20 protein-coding genes are annotated in these 19,819 nt (G+C 32.7%); 4 read left to right on the forward strand and 16 right to left on the reverse strand.

What is annotated here, in order from left to right:
• Positions 1–55: 55 nt before the first annotated feature.
• Positions 56–1,213, reverse strand: a complete 1,158-nt coding sequence (locus NX902_RS13120) for a metallophosphoesterase (RefSeq protein ID WP_341160764.1) — start codon at positions 1,211–1,213, stop codon at positions 56–58.
• Between the two features lie 251 nt (positions 1,214–1,464).
• Here NX902_RS13120 and NX902_RS13125 point away from each other — a divergent pair, with 251 nt between their 5' ends.
• A complete protein-coding gene (locus NX902_RS13125; protein ID WP_249878448.1) occupies positions 1,465–2,400 on the forward strand; it encodes a helix-turn-helix domain-containing protein in 936 nt (311 codons plus the stop codon).
• A gap of 125 nt (positions 2,401–2,525) precedes the next feature.
• A complete protein-coding gene (locus NX902_RS13130; RefSeq protein ID WP_095328905.1) occupies positions 2,526–3,320 on the forward strand; it encodes a Cof-type HAD-IIB family hydrolase in 795 nt (264 codons plus the stop codon).
• 58 nt (positions 3,321–3,378) lie between these two features.
• On the opposite strand, the gene NX902_RS13135 is transcribed toward NX902_RS13130, so the two are convergent.
• Positions 3,379–3,813 (reverse strand): hypothetical protein, encoded by a 435-nt coding sequence (locus NX902_RS13135; RefSeq protein WP_095328906.1) that lies wholly within the window; start codon positions 3,811–3,813, stop codon positions 3,379–3,381.
• Positions 3,814–4,122: 309 nt separating this feature from the next.
• Between NX902_RS13135 and NX902_RS13140 the strand changes: the two genes are divergently transcribed.
• A complete protein-coding gene (locus NX902_RS13140) occupies positions 4,123–4,440 on the forward strand; it encodes a thioredoxin family protein (RefSeq protein ID WP_095328907.1) in 318 nt (105 codons plus the stop codon).
• A gap of 238 nt (positions 4,441–4,678) precedes the next feature.
• Here NX902_RS13140 and ppc read toward each other — a convergent pair whose 3' ends face one another.
• The 4 genes from ppc to NX902_RS13160 all read right to left on the reverse strand — a co-directional run bounded on the left by ppc (position 4,679) and on the right by NX902_RS13160 (position 9,632).
• Positions 4,679–7,441 carry a phosphoenolpyruvate carboxylase gene (gene ppc, locus NX902_RS13145; protein WP_095328908.1) on the reverse strand — a complete coding sequence of 921 codons (2,763 nt, stop codon included), beginning with the start codon at positions 7,439–7,441 and terminating at the stop codon, positions 4,679–4,681.
• Positions 7,442–7,898: 457 nt separating this feature from the next.
• Entirely contained in the window at positions 7,899–8,198 is a 300-nt protein-coding gene (locus tag NX902_RS13150; RefSeq protein ID WP_061796239.1) for a heme biosynthesis protein HemY, read from the reverse strand.
• A gap of 242 nt (positions 8,199–8,440) precedes the next feature.
• A complete protein-coding gene (locus tag NX902_RS13155; RefSeq protein ID WP_095328909.1) occupies positions 8,441–8,821 on the reverse strand; it encodes a hypothetical protein in 381 nt (126 codons plus the stop codon).
• 184 nt (positions 8,822–9,005) lie between these two features.
• Positions 9,006–9,632 (reverse strand): YitT family protein, encoded by a 627-nt coding sequence (locus NX902_RS13160; protein ID WP_095328910.1) that lies wholly within the window; start codon positions 9,630–9,632, stop codon positions 9,006–9,008.
• Positions 9,633–9,858: 226 nt separating this feature from the next.
• Here NX902_RS13160 and NX902_RS13165 point away from each other — a divergent pair, with 226 nt between their 5' ends.
• Positions 9,859–10,305 carry an Lrp/AsnC family transcriptional regulator gene (locus tag NX902_RS13165; protein ID WP_047940607.1) on the forward strand — a complete coding sequence of 149 codons (447 nt, stop codon included), beginning with the start codon at positions 9,859–9,861 and terminating at the stop codon, positions 10,303–10,305.
• A gap of 88 nt (positions 10,306–10,393) precedes the next feature.
• On the opposite strand, the gene NX902_RS13170 is transcribed toward NX902_RS13165, so the two are convergent.
• The 10 genes from NX902_RS13170 to NX902_RS13215 form a co-directional block, all read right to left on the reverse strand.
• Positions 10,394–11,173: an HAD family hydrolase gene (locus NX902_RS13170; protein ID WP_095328911.1), complete on the reverse strand. Its 780-nt coding sequence runs from the start codon at positions 11,171–11,173 to the stop codon at positions 10,394–10,396.
• A gap of 187 nt (positions 11,174–11,360) precedes the next feature.
• Positions 11,361–12,551 (reverse strand): class I SAM-dependent rRNA methyltransferase, encoded by a 1,191-nt coding sequence (locus NX902_RS13175; protein ID WP_095328912.1) that lies wholly within the window; start codon positions 12,549–12,551, stop codon positions 11,361–11,363.
• A 97-nt stretch (positions 12,552–12,648) separates the two neighbouring features.
• Positions 12,649–13,065: an NAD(+)--rifampin ADP-ribosyltransferase gene (gene arr / locus NX902_RS13180; RefSeq protein WP_095328913.1), complete on the reverse strand. Its 417-nt coding sequence runs from the start codon at positions 13,063–13,065 to the stop codon at positions 12,649–12,651.
• A 344-nt stretch (positions 13,066–13,409) separates the two neighbouring features.
• Entirely contained in the window at positions 13,410–13,991 is a 582-nt protein-coding gene (gene clpP, locus NX902_RS13185) for an ATP-dependent Clp endopeptidase proteolytic subunit ClpP (protein WP_123259388.1), read from the reverse strand.
• Between the two features lie 26 nt (positions 13,992–14,017).
• The gene (locus tag NX902_RS13190; protein WP_123259387.1) at positions 14,018–14,632 is read right to left on the reverse strand and encodes a sigma factor; all 615 of its coding nucleotides are present in this window, start codon (positions 14,630–14,632) and stop codon (positions 14,018–14,020) included.
• A 72-nt stretch (positions 14,633–14,704) separates the two neighbouring features.
• The gene (locus tag NX902_RS13195; RefSeq protein WP_341160765.1) at positions 14,705–16,186 is read right to left on the reverse strand and encodes a DUF4153 domain-containing protein; all 1,482 of its coding nucleotides are present in this window, start codon (positions 16,184–16,186) and stop codon (positions 14,705–14,707) included.
• A 93-nt stretch (positions 16,187–16,279) separates the two neighbouring features.
• A complete protein-coding gene (locus tag NX902_RS13200) occupies positions 16,280–16,900 on the reverse strand; it encodes a hypothetical protein (RefSeq protein ID WP_286167747.1) in 621 nt (206 codons plus the stop codon).
• 20 nt (positions 16,901–16,920) lie between these two features.
• Entirely contained in the window at positions 16,921–17,253 is a 333-nt protein-coding gene (locus tag NX902_RS13205; RefSeq protein ID WP_095328918.1) for a PadR family transcriptional regulator, read from the reverse strand.
• Between the two features lie 359 nt (positions 17,254–17,612).
• Positions 17,613–18,512, reverse strand: a complete 900-nt coding sequence (locus NX902_RS13210; RefSeq protein WP_095328976.1) for an AEC family transporter — start codon at positions 18,510–18,512, stop codon at positions 17,613–17,615.
• A 55-nt stretch (positions 18,513–18,567) separates the two neighbouring features.
• Positions 18,568–19,815, reverse strand: a complete 1,248-nt coding sequence (locus tag NX902_RS13215; RefSeq protein ID WP_249878439.1) for a glutamate-5-semialdehyde dehydrogenase — start codon at positions 19,813–19,815, stop codon at positions 18,568–18,570.
• Between the last annotated feature and the right edge of the window lie 4 nt (positions 19,816–19,819).

A 19,819-nucleotide genomic window follows, 5' to 3' on the forward strand; every position in this document is an offset into this window, starting at 1 on the left:
GTTCCGTTCTTCCCTTCAACTTTATTGCCTGTATATTGAAATTTCTGCGAATATATTAATCAAAATGATTTAGTAATTGCTTACTGTTTATATACTCTAATGTATCTTGATGATATCGCGAAAGAATATATTCCAATTGCGGCATTGGGGAAACAATCGGTATTTTTTTGTTTTTTATAATCCTAATAATTGGTTTTGCAGTTGATTTTGAATCGACAATTGCCCATTTTCCTTTTTTCTTCTTAAGCGTTAAATCAATTATTCCAAGGTGATTTCCCCAGTTTCCTGCCTGGACCGTCGGTTTTCCATTAATTATACCTTTTTCATGGTTAACACCTTTTGGTCCTTTTTCTCCTTTAACTGGAAAGATACCATGCGAGTGACCATAAAGAATAACATCTATTCCTTTGACTTTGCTAATATCTCTGACATTATTCCCTTGTTTTGGCCAATATTGATCAGAATATAAACCGGCATGCACTAAAGCAACAATTATATCTGCGCCAGCTTTTTTCATTTGTGGGACAATTTCTTCTGCTGTTTTTTGCATATTTTTTATGATAAGTTTATCTTCCAAATGCTCCTTGTCCCATACCCCGGTTATTGGAGTAATTAATCCTATGACACCCACCTTAATATTTTCCGTTTTTCCTTGATCATTTACTAATATTTTATCTAATAGTAGAAAAGGTTGAAAAAAATGAATATCATCTTGTTCATAACCATTATGATCATCTACATAAATATTGGCATTCGTATAGGGAAAATCTGCCCCTATTAGTGTATTTAACAAAAAATCTAATCCGAAATTGAACTCATGATTCCCTACCGTTGCCGCGTCATATCCCATTAAATTCATGCTCTTATAGGCTGGATGAATATCACTAGAATAAAACATCGGCGAACTTGCTACATATTCAGCAAGTGGACTTCCTTTTACTACATCCCCTACATCAAACAACATTGTATTTCTTTGTTCTTTTTTTGCCTGCAATATTAAACTTGCAACACGATTGTATCCATATTCAATCGTTTTCTTTTTCTCTTCGTAATTATAATCTAAAAGATAGGAATGAATATCCGTTGTTTCTAAAATTCGAAGTGGAAAGATAGATTCCTTGTGATTTTCATCAGAAGCTTTTGTAAGTAGAGGGTTGGCATGTATAAAAAGGATAAAAGTAATACAAATACTAACAAAGAATTTCTTTTTCATATGTAAGTCTCCCCTTTTCTCCGAGCACACCTTTCGATTGTCTTAGTTTATACATTTATGAACATACCTACACATAAATGAAGAAAGGAATTAATAATATCGTTTCCTAAATTAGAAAAAGTGGGAAATTTGTCAACTAATCAGAAGTTTTGATAGCTTTTGTCTTGTTGCAGGAAATTAATTCCCGCTTCTCTAAATACATACAGTAAAGATGGTCAATTAAATTGATTATTCAAAAGGAGAGAGAAAAAATGAAAGCATATACGATAGGTGAAGCATCAAAAAAACTGACGACAACGCCAACAATGCTAAAACAATGGGAAAAGGAATTTCAAGGAATTATCGTGATACCTAGAACCAAAACAGGAGCACGTATTTATACCGAAAAAGAAATAACCCTCCTACATGAGGTGAAAAATTTATATAAAGAGAAACGAAAAACAGCTGAAGTAAAAGAAACATTAACAATGCTCCTTAACAGACCTAAGAAAGAAAAGATTGTGGAAATAAAAGAAAAAAGCGAAAACACAACCGTCGAATTGCTTCCTAAAAAGGGAGCTTTAGAACCTGTTGAGACGGCGAAATCACAAATTACAGAACAAAACTTTCGCTTATTACTTTCTTCCTTGGAAAATTATAAACAAGATTTTCTTGAAGAAGTGAAAGATGAAATTAGAAATGGGATTAAAACAGAGGTATTAGAAACGATCTCAAAGGAAATAAAAGCTGGTCATGAAGAAACAATTTCCCATATTACTAATACAGTAAAGGAAACGCAGACACAAACATCCGAACATTTAGATGAATTTTCCGAACTTTTACATAAAAACGCAGAAACTACGACAACAAAATATGAAGAAATTCAAACGAAAATCAAAAAACTTTCCCAAATTTCGAAAGCTGAAAGAAAAACCTACTCGAAACAATGGACATCTAATGTTTCTTCCGCAAAAGAAATTAAATCAATGATTGAGCATCTCTCGAAATCAAATGAAGAGCTAAACAAAACAGTCGAGCAATTAAATGAAAATGATCAATATTTTATGGAAACATTGCAGCTAGAAAGAGAACAACTGAATAAAGAAATTAAACAAAGAGAAAGAAGTTTTCAAGAACTTGTACAAACATTTCGTCATGCCGCAGCTACTCAAGAAAAAAGGAGATCCTGGTGGAAAATTTTCAAATAATGGATAACATTTAAATTCTGCTGAAAGAGTAGCCAAATAATTTCCCTTTTTGGTTACTCTTTTTCATTTGTCCTTTTTATATGGTAGTATGGTATTGAAGAAATGTAAATTTAATGGAGGTAAAAATGTCAATTACTTATAAAGTTTTGTTCCTAGATATTGATGGAACTATCTTAACACCAGAAGATACGATCCAAGATTCCACAAAAAAAGCAGTGCAATTAATGAAAGAAAAAGGATTAGAGGTCTTTTTAGCAACTGGAAGACCACTGCATGAAATATCACATATTGGAGAGACACTCGCCATAGAATCGTTTATCGGTTATAATGGCGCATATGCAATACATAATGGAAAAGATGTTTTTAGACAACCGATGAGTCCTGACTTGGTCACGAAATACTTAGATATTGCCAATGAAAAAGGAAATGAACTAATTTTATATACAAATACTCATAATTTACTTTCCCACCCTGAAGGGAAAATGACAAAACAATTTAGTGCAAAATTCCACTTAAAGCAAAATAGAGCTTTTACTCTAGATGAAAAAGCGAATATTCTAGGAATTACTATAATCAATTTAAGAGAGGAAGATATTTCACTATACGAAGATTTCCCTGATATCCACTTATCACAAGTTAATATCGATGGATTTAGACATTCCTATGATGTTATTAGTGATAAAGTAAATAAAGGGTTTGCTGTCTCCCTTATTTTAAAAAGATTAGGAATCGAGAAAGAAGCTTCTATTGCTTTTGGAGATGGCCTAAATGACAAAGAAATGCTCCAAGTAGTTGGAGAAGGATTCGCGATGGGGAATGCACATGAGTTGTTGTTTTCCTATGCTAAGCATACAACCACATCTGTTACCGATTCAGGTATTTACAATGGCTTAAAATGGCTTGGATTAATCGAAGAATAAGTAATCATTCCTTAACAAAAAGGATCAGTCTCCTAAAACGGAAACTGATCCTTTTTTGTTAAACTTCTGTACTTTCCTCATTTGCTTCTTTGTTCAGATGCTGTAATATTTTCTTATCAAAATATTCTTCATTCATTTTGTAGGAGATTTCAAATGCTGGAGTGCTGGCAAATTCTTTTTTTATCCAGAAAAAATTCTCTTCTTTTATTGGCTCTGTTAAATCAAGCATAATAGTGATTTCAAGAGAGATAAGATGTTTATTTTTTGTAATATTTACAGTTGGATTCGTACTTCTTGCTACTTTGTTTATCAACTTTTTGTTAAAAAGCATGGAAAAGTGAAGTTCGTTACCGCTTTTATTTTTCTTATTGACTTTTAGTAAATAGGAATCACCTAGATCTACTAATTTCTCTTTATCCATATTCTCTATTGCTAATATTAAGCGTATGTACGTATTTTCCACTGGTGAGATGTTTATTTTTGTTGAACTCATTTGTTACCTCCTCTTACTTGAAACCGCAAAATGAACCCTCTTTATCATATGACAACATTTCATTTATTATAACGAAATAAGGGGTCAAAAAATAACTGCATAAATATAAATTATAATGGCAATATCATATTGTTTGCATCCTTCATCTCCTACCTTGTATATTCTTATCTTTCTAACGTTATAATGCAAATAAAATGCTTAGAGAAAAGAATGCATTTTGGAGGAAAGAAATACGTTTCATGTGTATAATAAAAATTGTAGTAACTTTTCATAGTTATTTGGAATTTATTTAATGAGGAGCTTAAAGATATGAATGAAATTAAAACAGTAGAAACATTTGAGGAAATTATTAACAATGGTGATACAAATATTGTGAAGTTTTTTACCACTTGGTGTCCTGATTGTACAAGAATGGATATGTTCATTGGGGAAATCATGGAAGCAAATAATGACAAAAAATGGTATAGTTTAAATAAAGATGAGCTTCCTGAAATAGCTGAAAAGTATGATGTCATGGGAATTCCAAGTCTGTTAGTTTTTAAAGACGGTGAAAAAATTGGCCACTTACACAGCGCCAATGCCAAAACACCTGAACAGGTAGAAGAATTTTTAGCATCATATAAATAATTTTGGGAAATAAAAAGAGGAGTAATATTAATTTGTCCTCTCAGTTTATCAACAAAAGGGGGATCAGAATGTTTTCATTCTGATCCCCTTTTGTCATATATGAAAGCAAAACCCTGTAGCGGAAACACCACTCCATTAGAAGAGGTTATACAAAAAAACCATAGACAAAACCTCGAATTTCAAGGAGTTTGTCTACAGTCTGAGATTAGACTCATCTTTTTTTCAGGCTATCCTCAAATCAGCCTGTATTTCGTAAACCAGCAGCGATACCATTAATGGTCAATAGAACTTGATTCAGTAATTCCTTGTCAAGAACTTCTTGTTCACGAAGCTGTTTAATTAAATCAACTTGGAAGAAATTCAATGGATCTACATATGGATTTCTTCTATAAACAGACTCTTGAATAGAAGGTGTGTGATCAAGTAATTCTTCTATACCAGTGATTTCTAATAAAATAGCTCTTGTCTTATCATATTCTTCTTTAATATTTTGATAAATCCGATTGCCGATTGCTTCATTTTCCACAAGAGAAGAATATTCTCTAGCAGTTGTTAAATCTGCCTTCATCAAGGCCATTTGTAAATTATCAATTGTCGAGTGGAAAAATGGCCACTTTGCATACATTTGTTTTAAAATTTCAATATTAGCTGGCTTTTGCTGAGCAAACTCTGTTAATCCAGTACCAGCAGCATACCAAGCGGGCAGAAGCTGTCTACTTTGAGTCCATGCAAAAACCCATGGAATAGCACGAAGATTCTCAAAAGTTGTTGTATTTTTTCTGCTCATTGGCCGTGAACCAATTTTTAAATTTCCTATTTCATTTAAAGGAGTTGCCTCTTTAAAATAAGTCATAAAATCAGGGTCATTAAAAACTAATGATTGATATTTTGCAAGCGCGATAGCAGATATTTCTTCCATGCAATCTTCCCAAAGATTTCTCTCTTCTTTATGTTCGCTAATATCCTTTGAAATATGAGCAATTGCCATGAGCAATGTAGAAGTTGCTTGCTCCAAGCTTCTAAAAGCAATATCTTCTAATAAATAGCGCGAGGATAATACTTCCCCTTGTTCCGTAATTTTTACGCCATCCCCTAATGTTTCACCTGGTTGAGATAGGATACTCTTATTCAACGGACCGCCGCCGCGACCAAGTGAACCACCACGACCATGGAAAAACTTCAAGCCGATTTGATAGTTACTAGCCATTTCGTGAATTTCACGCTGAGCTTTAAATAATTTCCAGTTTGCTGTTAATGTGCCACCGTCTTTACTGCCATCAGAATATCCTAGCATGATTTCCTGCTGGTCATTATGTTGTCTTAAATGTTCTCGATAAACCGGCATGCGGAATAATGTTTCAATAATCTTAGGTCCCGCGATTAAATCATCAATTGTTTCTAATAATGGTGCTACATTTAAGTGACTTTCTACGGTTCCATCCGCATGCAGTCGATAAATTCCAGCTTCTTTTGCTAATACAAGTACTTCAAGAATATCGCTTGGCGACTGGGTCATACTGATTAAATAAACATTAATAGCTCGTTCTCCAAATTTCTTATGTGCTTCTCTAATCATGTTAAATGTGCTAATCATTTCCTGTGTTTCATTTGAATAATCTTCGTTTAATAAAAGAATAGGACGAGGGTCATTCAAAACAGATTCAAGAATTCTTATTTTTTCATTTTCTGGTAAATTTTTATAATTATCTGTTATGCCAACTTTACGCAGAATCTCATCTATAGCTGCCTCATGCTCTCCACTATGATTACGAATATCCAGAGTTGCTAAATGAAAACCGAACAATTGCACTTGTCGAATTAATTTTTGTAAATCTTTTTGCTGATGGGCTTTTGGTTGATGCAAGGCGAAGCTTTCTTGAATTAAATATAAATCTTCAAGTAGCTCTTCTGCCTTCACATAGCCTTTTTCAGATTTGCCATATTCTTTTAATCTTTCTAAAATAATTGAAAATTTCCGGCGATAAACTTCTTTTTCAACTGGCCATTTCTTTTCTGGTGTAAGATATAGTTGTTCTTCCTCCATAATTGTCTGAATAAGCTTTGAACTAACCTTAACACGATTAGTAGAATGACTGAATCTCTTCATCAATTCATCTACTGCATGAATGTATTTTTGGATGACTAATTCATTTTGTTTATGCAGTGTTTGCCATGTAACATCAGGTGTTACATTTGGGTTACCATCTCGGTCTCCACCAATCCAAGAACCAAACCATAAGAAATTAGGTACTTTCCATTCGAAATTAGGATAGTTTTCATCCAGTGCATCCTGAACCTCTTGATGGATTTCTGGCAATACATCAAATAATGTTTGCTCAAAATAATAAAGACCATTTCTAACTTCATCCATTACGGTAGGACGCTCTTGCCGTAATTCATCTGTCTGCCACATGATCGTTATCTCTTCAAAGAGATCATCGTTTAAATGCTGTCTCTCTTTCTTCGTCAACATTGGGTTATCAAGTTGTTTTAAGATATTAGCAATTCTCTTTTGCGATTCTAAAATCGTACGTTTTGTTGATTCTGTTGGATGTGCTGTAATAATAAGTTCAAGTGAAAGAGTATTTAAGACTTCTTGAATGGTCTCTTCAGATAAATTCTTTTGTTTAAATGCCATGATTGCACGATCAATGGAATATGGCTGTACACCTTTTTCTTGACTTAGCTGATATTCTCTTCTACGACGTATACGGTGATTTAACTCAGCAACATTCACCAAATGAAAATATTTCGAAAATGCTCGAATAACTTGTCTGCGAACTGGCTTATCTAGTCTTTCCATTTCGAACTTTAATTGGTTATATGTATGTTCATTATTCGTTTCCCGCAGTTCTTTTGCTAATTTACGAATTATTTCTACCTTGTCTAATAATTCTTGGCCACCATGGTGGATAAGTACCTCACCAAGAATATTACCAAGGTGTTTCACATCTTTTCGTAAAGGTAAACTGCTCTCATTTCCTTTTATCGTTGTTGTCATTAGATTACCATCCCTTAATCTAAATTTTTTAACATAAATACTTTATTACCATTAATCCTATCATTATTCTTTTAAAAATTCATTAACAAAAATCGATAATTAATAGATAGATAAGATAGATCTTTAAGAAATCATCTATTTTTTATATTAATCATACAACAATTAACTTCCATTGGATTTTTATGTAAATTTTCTGGTAGATTTATGGGAACATATGAGACCTAAATATTATTTTTTCTTGATTCTCATCATTTATGTCATTTAAAGTATATAGCCTAAAAAATGAAATATGTAAACCTAAATGCTCTGTTACACTTAAAAGTGACGGATTAAATACAGAACAACTTTCATTTAGGAGTTAATTATAACATATAACAATCAGTATGGAAATATCTCATTTAAAATGAGGACAAAAGCAAATATAAAAAAACAGGAAGTGTTTCCACTTCCTGTTTTTTTAATGATGATGTTGTTCTTTTGATGGATTATAAATAGTGAATCCTGGCTGTGGAACATGGAAATATTGAATCCAAACACCATCCAAGAAATCTGCATCTCTTGTATCTAATAAAATAGGAATATCTTTATCAGACTGCACCACTTCATCATGTTCTGTCTTCTTGTCCAATTTTAAATCGTAATGTGCATGGTTTCCATGATTCTCTGTTATGTATACACGAATCATTTCTCCTTCTTCAGCCTTTTCTAACATTTGATTAAGTACTTTAACAGCGTGTCTGTTTATTTTGACTTTCATCTAATAATCCTCCTAAGCGAACATTTGCCTTCTTCATAATACTATCCCATTGTAATCTTCTAGAAAGACGTTTGCAAATATTCAAGACTTTATGTTTGAATTAATTCATTTTTTCTGTTTCTTTCGTAAAAAATCTCCTTGGCTCTTTCATAGGATTTACTTAGATTGTTTCGCTATCCGTTTATAAAAATAAAAAAGCAATCCAATTTATCTACATGGATTACTCTTGAAAATTTATATAATCAAATCAATGCAAGCTCATTTTGAATGGATTTTAAATCATTAAGCTCCTTGGCAAAAAGCTCAAATTGCTCTTTATTTAAGCCATCTAACGATTCATTTACTTTATATTCTAAATAATTCATTCTTAATTCCATATCCATTAAGGAAGTAATCTTTTTATTCGCAATAAACTCTTCTATTTCATCGATAAACATGAAGAAACTATAGTCATTTACCATAACAAGCAGTAGCCAGCCAAGCGAATCAACGTATTTTTTTTCTTCAGTAATGGTAATGATATCCCCTTTATGTAAATCAAGAATGAATGTATGTTCAGGTCTAGGACAGGTACATTCGATCATATATTGAAATGGAGCTAAAACAATGAAATCATTTTTCATTATATCTTACACCTTCCTATTCATTTCGTTATTTGTTTACATTTTAAATGAAAATGATTATCACTGTCAATTATTTTTCCTTATTATAATATTGAATATAAAGAATATCCTTTTTATTATAACAAAAAACAACCCTCTAACTCCCCTCTTTCATATGAAGGAGGGGAGTTAGGGGTTCCTATTGTTAAACAGATTGTGTTTCAACCACAGAGTTAACTTTTTCGATATTAGCATTACTCGTATTTCTTTTAGCTATTTTTTCCTTAAACGTACTCATCATAAACGAAATGATAAATACTGACACAATGCTGTAAAGACCTCTAATTAATCCTACACTGTACAAGCCAATTAAAATAACAATTGAATCAAAAATAAAATTTGTTTTTCCCATATTCCAATTTAATTGTTTTTGAAGCGTAATAGATAGAATTTGTGCTCCCCCTAAAGACGAACCATTCATAAACAAAATAATAGTTCCTATTCCAATAATAAAGCCACCGATGATAGACCCTAGTAGGGAATATAGAGCGAGCGGCGGTAGAATGATGGATAATAAATAGGAAAATAAAGTAACTAAGGATACAGCTAAGATGGTGGATAACGTAAATTTCTTCCCCATTTTAAAGTAGGATAAAATATAAAACGGTATGTTTATTAAAGTAAATAAGATGGAAAATGAAATAGGTAATAAGTAAGAGATACTTAATGCGAGTCCTGCTGTTCCACCAGTAACAATTGCTGACCCTTTTAATAAAAACAGACCGAATGATGTAATTAAACAACCAAACATCATTACAATTATTTTTCTCAATGCCACACACTCCTATAGTAATCATGATAAGCGGAAGATAAACGAGGATTTATCGATGAAATCCTAAAAATTTGTGATTTTAGGGTGGAATTCTTACATATATAATGATAGAATATATCGAAGTGTTTTTACATACCAATATGAATGTAATTACCTTGTACTTCCTCTATTTCGCATAAATATATGCATCATTACATTCATTTTGCAAAAAGGAGTATTCATTAAAATGGATAAGGTTGACATACAACTACTAAAAATTTTACAAGAAGATGCCAGAATTACGGTTAGTGATTTATCCAAAAAATTAGCTTTGAGTCGCCCGAGTGTTTCGGAAAGATTATTAAGATTGCAAGAAAAGGGGATAATTTTAGAATTCAGCGCCCGAATTTCACCTGCAAAGTTGGGGAGAGAAACGCTTTTATACATTCAAATCAGTGAACTAAAAGAAGAACCACATGCATTTGAGGAATTTATTAAAACAGAAGCAGACATTATTGAATGCCATCGTGTAACCGGTACTGTCAGTTATATTATTAAAGCAGCTGTTTCTGGAATTGACGGAATGAGAAACTTGGTCGACCGCTTAATTCCTTATGGCACTATTAATACTTCCGTCATCTTAGCTTCACCTGTTCCTTTTAGGCATATATTACCTAACGAACAATCACAATGAACAATCACAATAATGAATTAAAAAATGAAAAGACTAGTCGTCATAAGAGGCAAAATGTCTCCAATGATCACTAGTCTTTTCTTCTTTCTTAATCTAATAAAGCGAATAATTCTTCAAGGTGATGTATTTCATATGTGGGCAGTACATCCTGCTTTGCAGCCTTTTCGCGATTAATCCAAACGGACTTTATTCCCGCCCGATTAGCCCCTAAAATATCTGTCATTAAATTATCTCCCACCATTAAGCATTCAGTTTTATCTACACCTATTAAAGAAACAGCATGCTCAAAGATAGAAGGATCAGGCTTACCTTTGCCAAAATCGCCAGAAATTACAATATGATCAAAATAAGGAGAAATTTCTGGTGTAATAGATAGCTTAGTATTTTGCAAATGAGGCGAACCATTTGTTAATAATAACAATGAGTATTTACCCTTTAATTGATTAAGGACAGAAAATGTTTCTTCATATACGTAAGGAGATGTCTTTCTGTTTTCTGGAAAAGCTTCCGCTAATTCTTCGCCAAATTCGGGATCATCAATTCCGAGTGCTAGTAATCCTTTTGTCCATGCATCTTTCCTGTAAACCGGGATAATCTCTCTCATTATTGGAAAAGAAGCATGTTCTTCAAGAAATTCTCCCCAAAGTCCTTCAAAGGGATTAATCCCGATCATTTTCGTAAATTCATATGTATCATAACCTTCATATAAAGCTCTGGCTTCCTTCCGCACAGCTTCTTCTAAACGTACAGGAGAAATTTTATATTTTTCTTCTGCCAATTTACATGTTTTAAAAAAAGCTTCTTGTACACTTTTTTTATCCCATAGTAGTGTATCATCCAAATCAAAAATAATTGCTTTAATTGTCATTTTTCCGTTCTCCTTTTAAACAAAAAATATTTTATTCAAAGCATAGCCAAGCAAAAGAAATCTTTCTCTATAAGATTACAAGTGTTTTTAAACCACGTAAACCCTTCTTTTTCATAAAAAAGGACTTTGCTATTGAACAGCAAAATCCTTCTTTGATATTTCAAATCGAAAATAATATTCTAAGATATCACTTTAGTTTTTTTATAAAAACAACTTTTAAATAATTACTTTCTGTTACCTCTTTAATATTCGCAAAATCGGCAGGTAAACCAAATTGTTCGACTATTTGATATGTTTCTTTCTGATGATGAAAGGCAGCATCAATAAATCCCTTAAACTTCTTTATATCAAAGGTTGCACAATTAGTGGAAGCGACAATAATTCCGCCATTATTGGTTATGGCAATTGCTTCTTTAAGTAAATTAGTATAGTCTTTTGCTGCGCGAAAAGTATGCTTTTTTGAACGTGCGAAACTAGGAGGATCTAGAATGACCATATCAAAGCTTAGTTGTTTCTTCACTGCGTATTTAAAATAGTGAAAAACATCTTCTACGATAATTTTTTGACTCGATAAGTCAATATCATTTAACAGAAAATTATCTGCCGTTTTCTGCTTGCTTCTATTTGCCAAATCAACACTAGTAGTCGATAAACTACCACCAACAGCTGCCGCAACCGAAAAAGCCCCTGTATAAGAAAAAGTATTTAGAACATTTTTCCCTTTTGCATATTGATCTCGAATTGTTTTACGAACATCTTTTTGATCTAAAAAGATTCCTGTCATCGCACCTTCATTCAAGTTTACTGCGTATTTAATCCCATTTTCTAAAATAGTAAGGGGGAAATCAGCTTTTTTCCCAACCACAAAATCATCGTCTTCCATATATGTTCCATTATCATCGAATCTTTTTTTCTCATAGATTCCGTCTATTTCTAATAATCGCTGCAACGATTCAACAATCCAGCTTTTATATTTATAAATGCCAATACTGTACCATTGGATTAACAGATAATTTTGGTAAAGATCAACAGAAAAGCCTCCGATTCCATCGCCTTCCCCATTAAAGATCCGAAATGCTGTCGTTTCAGGATCCTTAAAATAGGCTGCTCTTTTATCAATTGCTTTTTTTAATCGATTTTCAAAAAAAGAATCATCAATAGGAATGTTTCTTTCTCTTGTCAAAATCCAACCAATTCCTTTATTTTGAATGGCATAATATCCTCTGCCAATAAATTTGTTTTTCTTTGTTACAACATCTATTATTTGCCCTTCTTCAAGAGAAATATTAGCTTTTATAGCTTCTTTATAAATTAAGGGATTTCCATTTAATAAATTTTTCTCAAATGGTGTTTCAATTTGTACTGTTACGATTTCCATTTTGCCACCTTTAACTTTCCGACCTAATATTTTCATATGCCCTTTCTATTATACATGAAATGAAGCTAGACGCTAATCTTCTCTATCGTTATGTGACTTAATCGTAAATTACATTTTTTCCTGCTTCGCTTAATTTTTTTAAAGATTCAAGCATATGATTTATTTCTTCATCAGAATGTCTTTCCCACGCGCCTAACTCCGCTATTATTTTCAAAGGAGACTTAGAACGATAGGAACGAGTTGGGTTTCCCGGAAATCTCTTGTCCGTTACGTTCGGGTCGTTTTCAAACTCACCTAATGGTTCTACAATATAAATACGTTCTTTTGAAGTAGACCTTGCTAATTCAGCACCCCATTTAGCAGCATTAATCGTTGCAGTAAAATATATATGGTTCGATTTTTTATCTTGGTAATTTGATAGGTGATTAGGTTCTAATAAATCGCCAATTTTCAGTTCTGCTTTCGTACCATGAAAAAACGGGCCATTGTCTAAAGCGTTTGTTTTAATATTCATTCAATGCACTCCTAAATTATTATTTTCATTTTTGTAGAACAATATTAGTATAGTGGGAAATTATAAAAAAACTAGTCTATAAATAGTACTGTTAGTAATGGTATAATGTAAGTAGAGAGAGAAAGAAAGAAAGAATTTAACTAAAAGGGAGAAGTCTAGATACTCTCTTAAGAAAGCCGCGAGAATTCCTAGATCCTGCTTCGGAGATCACAATGGAATAGGCCGCTACTACAATACTTTTACCAAAAAACAAATAACCAAACGAAATATACGCTACCCTTTAACTATCGCCGTATATTCGTTCGGTTTTATATTCGGTTAGACTCCTTTTGCTCCGCCTCTTTTTATTTCACGCTAATTATTTCATCGACAATGCCATATTCTTTTGCTTCTTCAGCACTCATGAAATAATCCCTTTCTGTATCATTTGCTATTTTCTCAAAAGACTGGCCCGTTTTCTCTGCCATAATACGATTAATATGTTCTTTAAGTTTTAATATTCGTTTCGCAGATATTTCAATTTCTGTTGCCTGCCCTCTCGTTCCACCTAATGGTTGATGAATCATAATTTCGCTATTCGGTAAGGCATATCTTTTTCCTTTCGTACCAGCAAGAAGTAATAACGCACCAAAGGATCCTGCCATTCCTGTACAAATCGTCCGAACATCTGGCTTAATATAGTGCATCGTATCATAAATAGCAAAACCAGCAGAGGTGGAACCGCCAGGACTATTGATATATATAGAAATATCTTTCTCTGGATCTTCTGCTGAGAGAAATAGCAGCTGAGCCACGATATTATTAGCAACTTGGTCATTGATCTCATCCCCAAGCATAATAATTCTATCCTTCAAAAGTCTTGAATATATGTCATAGGATCTTTCTCCATTTGCTGATTGTTCAATAACATAAGGAATAGTACTCATTGTTATTAACCTCCTGTATTCTATTATTATGCGGCTATAAGCATAGGCTGTTGAGACAAATATTTTTTATCTTCTTTAGCTAAAAGGATGTTTTTATAGATTGAATTAATTAGAATAGCGGGATCTTCTCTCTTAAGTACTTCATAGTACATCCTTTGCATGTTTTCCTTATCTTCATCATGCTGATTTTTAACGATCATCGCCTCTTTTTTCACTTGATTCCTGGCTCGGAACAATACTGATTTCACAGCAGTTTCTGTTATATTTAATAATTCTCCAACTTCTTTTAAGCGAAATTGAAACCCCTCTACGAGCAGATAGACAATCCCTTGCTTAAAGGTTAATTTTTCAGATAGAAATTCTGCCAGCATCATAGAGGTTAAATTTTTTTCTTCTGCTCTTGGTTCCTTTACTTGGATACCAATAATATCTTGTTTTTTTCTTATTTTATCAATCCATTGATTATCAGCTATTTTTTTAAGCAAAGCAGGTGTAATATCTTTATCTTGATAATTTTCCATCGCTTTTAAAAGGGCTTCTTGAATTAAATCCTCTCGTTCCCATTTATCTAAGGAAAGATACCGACAATAGGAATCGAGTTTTTGATACAGATTTTTTATATTTTGCATTTCCATCCTCATTGATAAATCCCTCCTTTTACTGTTTATATATAGAACGTTTCAGGTAGCGAAAAAGATACGGGGTCAAAAAAATTATTCTTCTAATCGATATTTATTCTCTTCATGATTTTCAGGCACTTTCTTAGCCAACTCCATTGCATTAAGTAACTTTCTTGCACGGTCTTCCACGATATTATAGCTCTGCCATTTTTGATCTGTCTGCTGAAGGCGTTCCTTTTTAGCAAGCAATAATTGTTTTACGCTCTCCATATCAGGATTTTTTTCGTAATAATCTACTAGAACCGGAATAGCTGAATAAGATAAAGAATCTATATAAAGAAAATCAATTAAGTTTGTTTCCTCAAACCGCTGCAAATTTTTGCTAACGATTATGCGATCGATATCCATGACATTCAGGCTACAGTAATATAACAGGGAAAATAATAAGAAAAAACGCATAAGTTGAATTTTCTTCATCCAAATTTTTATCAATGTGAAGGAGAAAAATACCGCTAAGAGTAAAATAAAGGAATGAGAAAATAATCGTAAATATGTATATCCATACGCCTGTTCATATAAAGATAATCGTAAATGAGCAGACAAAAGAATGATAAAACTAAAAGCAATTAAACAGGATAAAAATATTTTTAAAAAAAGAGTGCGTTTTTTAGCAAAGCTATTTACTAACAAAATAATTGATATGTTAATCACAGTCACGATAATAAGTTCAAAGAATCCTCTTCTCGCATAGGTAGCATATGTAAAACCATTCAATAATACATCATTGAAAAAATATTGGAACTGTACGATGGTATAAAATATATACAGCCCATTAATGAAAAGTAAAATGGTTAATAAAGTTGTTTGCTCCCATCTTCCTTGTTTTCCTTTTCTTTCGCTTGGAATAATAATCGACCTTTTACTAATTGTCTTCATGAATAGTAATAGAAAAACAAATATTAAACCTATTCTTAGCAATGTACTTATTCCATCTATATGGAATGAAAAAAGCCGGGTGATTATGGTTACCATCATATTATTAAAATGCTGATCTGAGGAACTAAGCAGGAAAATTAATAACATTAAAATCGGCATTACAATTACCATTCCTAATACTATTCTTTTTATAGGGATATAATTCCTTTCATCAGAACGTACATTTACTGATTTCCATACTAGAAAGGTTAAATATTTTCCTAATTTAAAAAAGGAAGAGACTTTCTTTCTTAAATAAAAGAAAACATCGGTATTGCACCAACTAAGAAAAGAAGGACTTGTTAATAACGTGGTATGAAAACCAATTAAACTAAAAATAACAATAAAATTAAAGAAATAAAAAGAAGGATTAGCTATGAAAACAAAAGACAATGATAATAGCCATATGCACACAAATAGATATATACCAATTAAACGATGTGTGTGCGTTTGTTTCCTCGTTAGATAAAAATAAAAAACATAAAAAACAACAACAAAAATACTAAGAGAAATCCCAATTATCTCTGTAAATAGCGTTATTTCTGCAATAATTGCCAGTAAAAAACAGCTTATAAAATAAATGAAATTTTTCTTGTTCAAGTTATTTTCCCTCCCTTTACATAGTTTATCTATATAGTGAAATAAAAAGAAATTCGTTGCACAGTAATACTAGGTAGTATACAAAAGAACAACTTATACCGATCTTGTTGTTCCATAGCGAAAGGCAAGATAACATATTGGATATAACATTATCGTAAAAGAAATACAGATAAGGACAAATTCCGGTGTTAATAATGGATCAAAGAGTGTTAATGGAATAATCTTAAAGACAACGGAACACATAAGCAATAGATTAGGAACTAATGAAATACAAAATGTCTTCAATAAAAGTTTTTTTCCGCCAAGGCCAAATTCCTTGCCTACTTCATATCCAAGTAAAAGCCAAAAGAATAAGTAAAGAACAATAAGAAAAAATGGAATACTGGTTAAGAGTGACCATAATTTACTGATTGTTGGATTAGATAGGCGATGATAAATGATCGTCAAACCAATTCCGCCGACAAAGAAAAACAAATTAGCGAAAAAGAAATTCCATTGCGTTTTTTTCGCAGTCATGTTTAACTCTTCTTGATACATGGCAACAACCTCTAGTGGTGTTCCTAATCTTTGGATTGCCATAATTAACGCTTCTTCTTCTGAACATTGTTTTTCAAAAGCAATCTCTTCCAATATGTCTATTAGATGAAGTTCATACTCCATGCATATTTCTTCAGATTGCTCATGATCTTTGAGTAAATCCCGCAGCTGTTTCATGTAGGATTCTTTTGAAGAAATCATATTCCCTTTCTCCCAATCACTTTATCAATCGTTTGCACAAAGTTTTTCCATTCTGCTGTTTTTTGCTCCAATATTTGCTGACCAGAATCGGTAATTCGGTAATATTTTCTTGCTGGTCCTTTTTCTGATTCTTTCCAAAAAGATTCTACATATTCTTGTTTTTCTAATTTATGTAGAGCGGGATATAAGGTCCCTTCTTTTACTTGCAAAGAATAATCACTTCTTTTTTCCATTTCTTTGACTAGTTCATAACCATACATTTCTTTCTCTGCTAATAGCTGTAGAAGTATTAAAGATGTACTCCCTTTTACTAGCTCTCTATTGAACATATTTTCACCTACCTAGAAATAAAATGTACTTTGTTAGTATTGTATCGTTCCTATCGCTATAATGCAATATGAAATATGACTCTCCAATCTAATTTTTTGCTCAAATCTACGCCTTTAAAGACTAGCATTCTTCATTTAGCCATTGTATATAGTTTAACGTATGAATTGGTTCTTTCATTCCAGTTCTTTTTTCAAATGCTATTTTCTTCTAAAAAAACGAGTAAAAACCCGAATAATTATCCGAACATGTCTTAGCATACTCACATAATTTTCAGGTTTAAAATAAAATGGAATATTTCTCCCCCATCTCTGATCTTAAACAGAAAAACTGATATCCCCTGTCAATTTTACAATAATGATTAAATCAGAGACAAAATAACAGGCAATGTTATTAAACTAGCTAATGTGCTAAAAAAGGTTGCACTTGATACAAAATCAGGTTCTGTTCCATATTGGACAGCATAAAGGGTTGTGTTTGCTGCTGCTGGCATTCCAGCAAGCAGAATCATTATTTGTTTTAATATCTCATCTACTGGCAATACAAGCGTTAGCAGCCATGCAATCACTGGTGATACTATAAGTTTAAGTAACAATGAAACAGATAGAGGGCGATAAGAAATATTTTTTAGACGGACATTAGCAAGCTGTATTCCTAAAACAAGCATGACGGTTGGAATCGCCGCATTGCCAACTAGCTTAATAGCCTCAAGCATCGTTGCTCCAATCGGTAGATGAAGAGAATGCAAGACTGCTCCTAGAATTGCTCCATACATAACTGGTACTTTTAATACTTTTTTTAAAGTATCTTTCCCATTTCCATCATCAACAGAGCCTTTGGCTGCATAATAAACACCGATCGTAACCATAATTAATTGCTGAATAACCATTAAGATAACTGCATAGTGCAAGCCTGGCTCTCCGAAAACAAATAAAACAAGCGGAGTTCCATAATTACCGTTGTTCATAAATGCCGAGGATAGTATCATTCCGCATGTCTTTCTAACCGAATAACCTCTAAAAAATCCAATAATGTAAACGATCGCGACAATACTTAATACTAACGTTAATGCGTACAGTGTCATATACAAATAGTCTATTGTAAAAGTTGTTTCATAAAAAACGCTAAAAGACAACAACGGCGTCATCAAATAAACAGATACAGCTGAAACAGATTTTATATCAATATGAAGCATCTTTTGTCCAATGAAACCAACGGAAAAAATAAAGAAAATAGGTAATAAAATACTTAAATATTCCAATAACATCATCCAATCTTCGTGAACTATGACATACCCTGGTGTAAACTGCCAGCAATTAATTTCTAACTTGACCTTCTCCATAAATAAAATATTTAAAGGATGTTAAAGCATTTAATCCCATTGGACCTCTAGCATGCAGTTTTTGCGTACTGATTCCAATCTCCGCCCCATAACCAAATTCAAATCCATCTGTAAATCTTGTACTAGCATTATGATAGACTGCTGCTGCATCTACTCCTGATAAAAAAGTTTCGGCATTTTCAATATTTTCTGTAATAATCGCTTCTGAATGCTTAGTACCATAAGTATTAATATGGTTAATTGCTTCTGTCACTCCATCTACTGTTTTTATACTTACTTTCAAAGCAGAGTATTCTGTATACCAATCTTCTTCTGTCGCTTTTTTTGCAAAAGAAAAAGTAGTGCAGACAGTTTCATCTCCATAAATCTCCACACCATTATGATGTAGTGCTTCTAATAGTGCTAATCCATGTTGAGCAAACCATTTTGTTTCTATTAAAATAGTCTCTAAGGCATTGCATACTGATGGACGCTGCGTTTTGCCGTTCAAACTAATCGCAAGGGCCATAGTTAACTCTGCGGTTTCATCAATAAATAAATGGCAATTGCCAGCTCCTGTTTCAATGACCGGAACGGTTGCTTCATTTACTACCGTTTCAATTAACCCTTTGCCGCCACGAGGGATCAATACATCTAAAAATTCTTTCAAATGAAATAGTTCTTTCGCTGTTTCTCTGCTTGTATCTTCAATTAGCTGGACTGCTTCTTTTGGAATTGCGGATTTCTCCAGCGCGCGATGGATTGTGTCAACAAGAGCCAGATTTGATTGCTTAGCAGATGAACTTCCTCTTAAGACAATACTGTTCCCTGTTTTCAGAGCAAGACTTGCTGCATCAATCGTTACATTTGGTCTCGCCTCATAAATCATTCCCATTACGCCAATTGGCACAGTTTTCTTGATAATTTTTAAGCCATTTTCTTTTTCGATTTCTTCCACCACTACACCAACTGGATCATTCAGTTTAATTAACTCTTTTAGTGCTAAGGCCATATTATTAATCCGCTTTTCATCCAGCATAATTCGATCTAAAACAGAAGAAGATAGACCATTTTCTTTCCCGTTTTCCAGATCTATTTTATTTGCTTTTATTATTGATTCTTGATCTTCTATTAATTGTTTACTAATAAAAGATAAAGCTGCATTTTTCTGTTCCGTTGTCTTATTTAATAATTGATAACTTGCATTCTTTGCTAATTTACCTTTTTGATATACTTCGCCCATTTTC

Source organism: Niallia sp. FSL W8-0954, assembly GCF_038005605.1.
GTDB lineage: Bacteria > Bacillota > Bacilli > Bacillales > Cytobacillaceae > Niallia > Niallia circulans_A.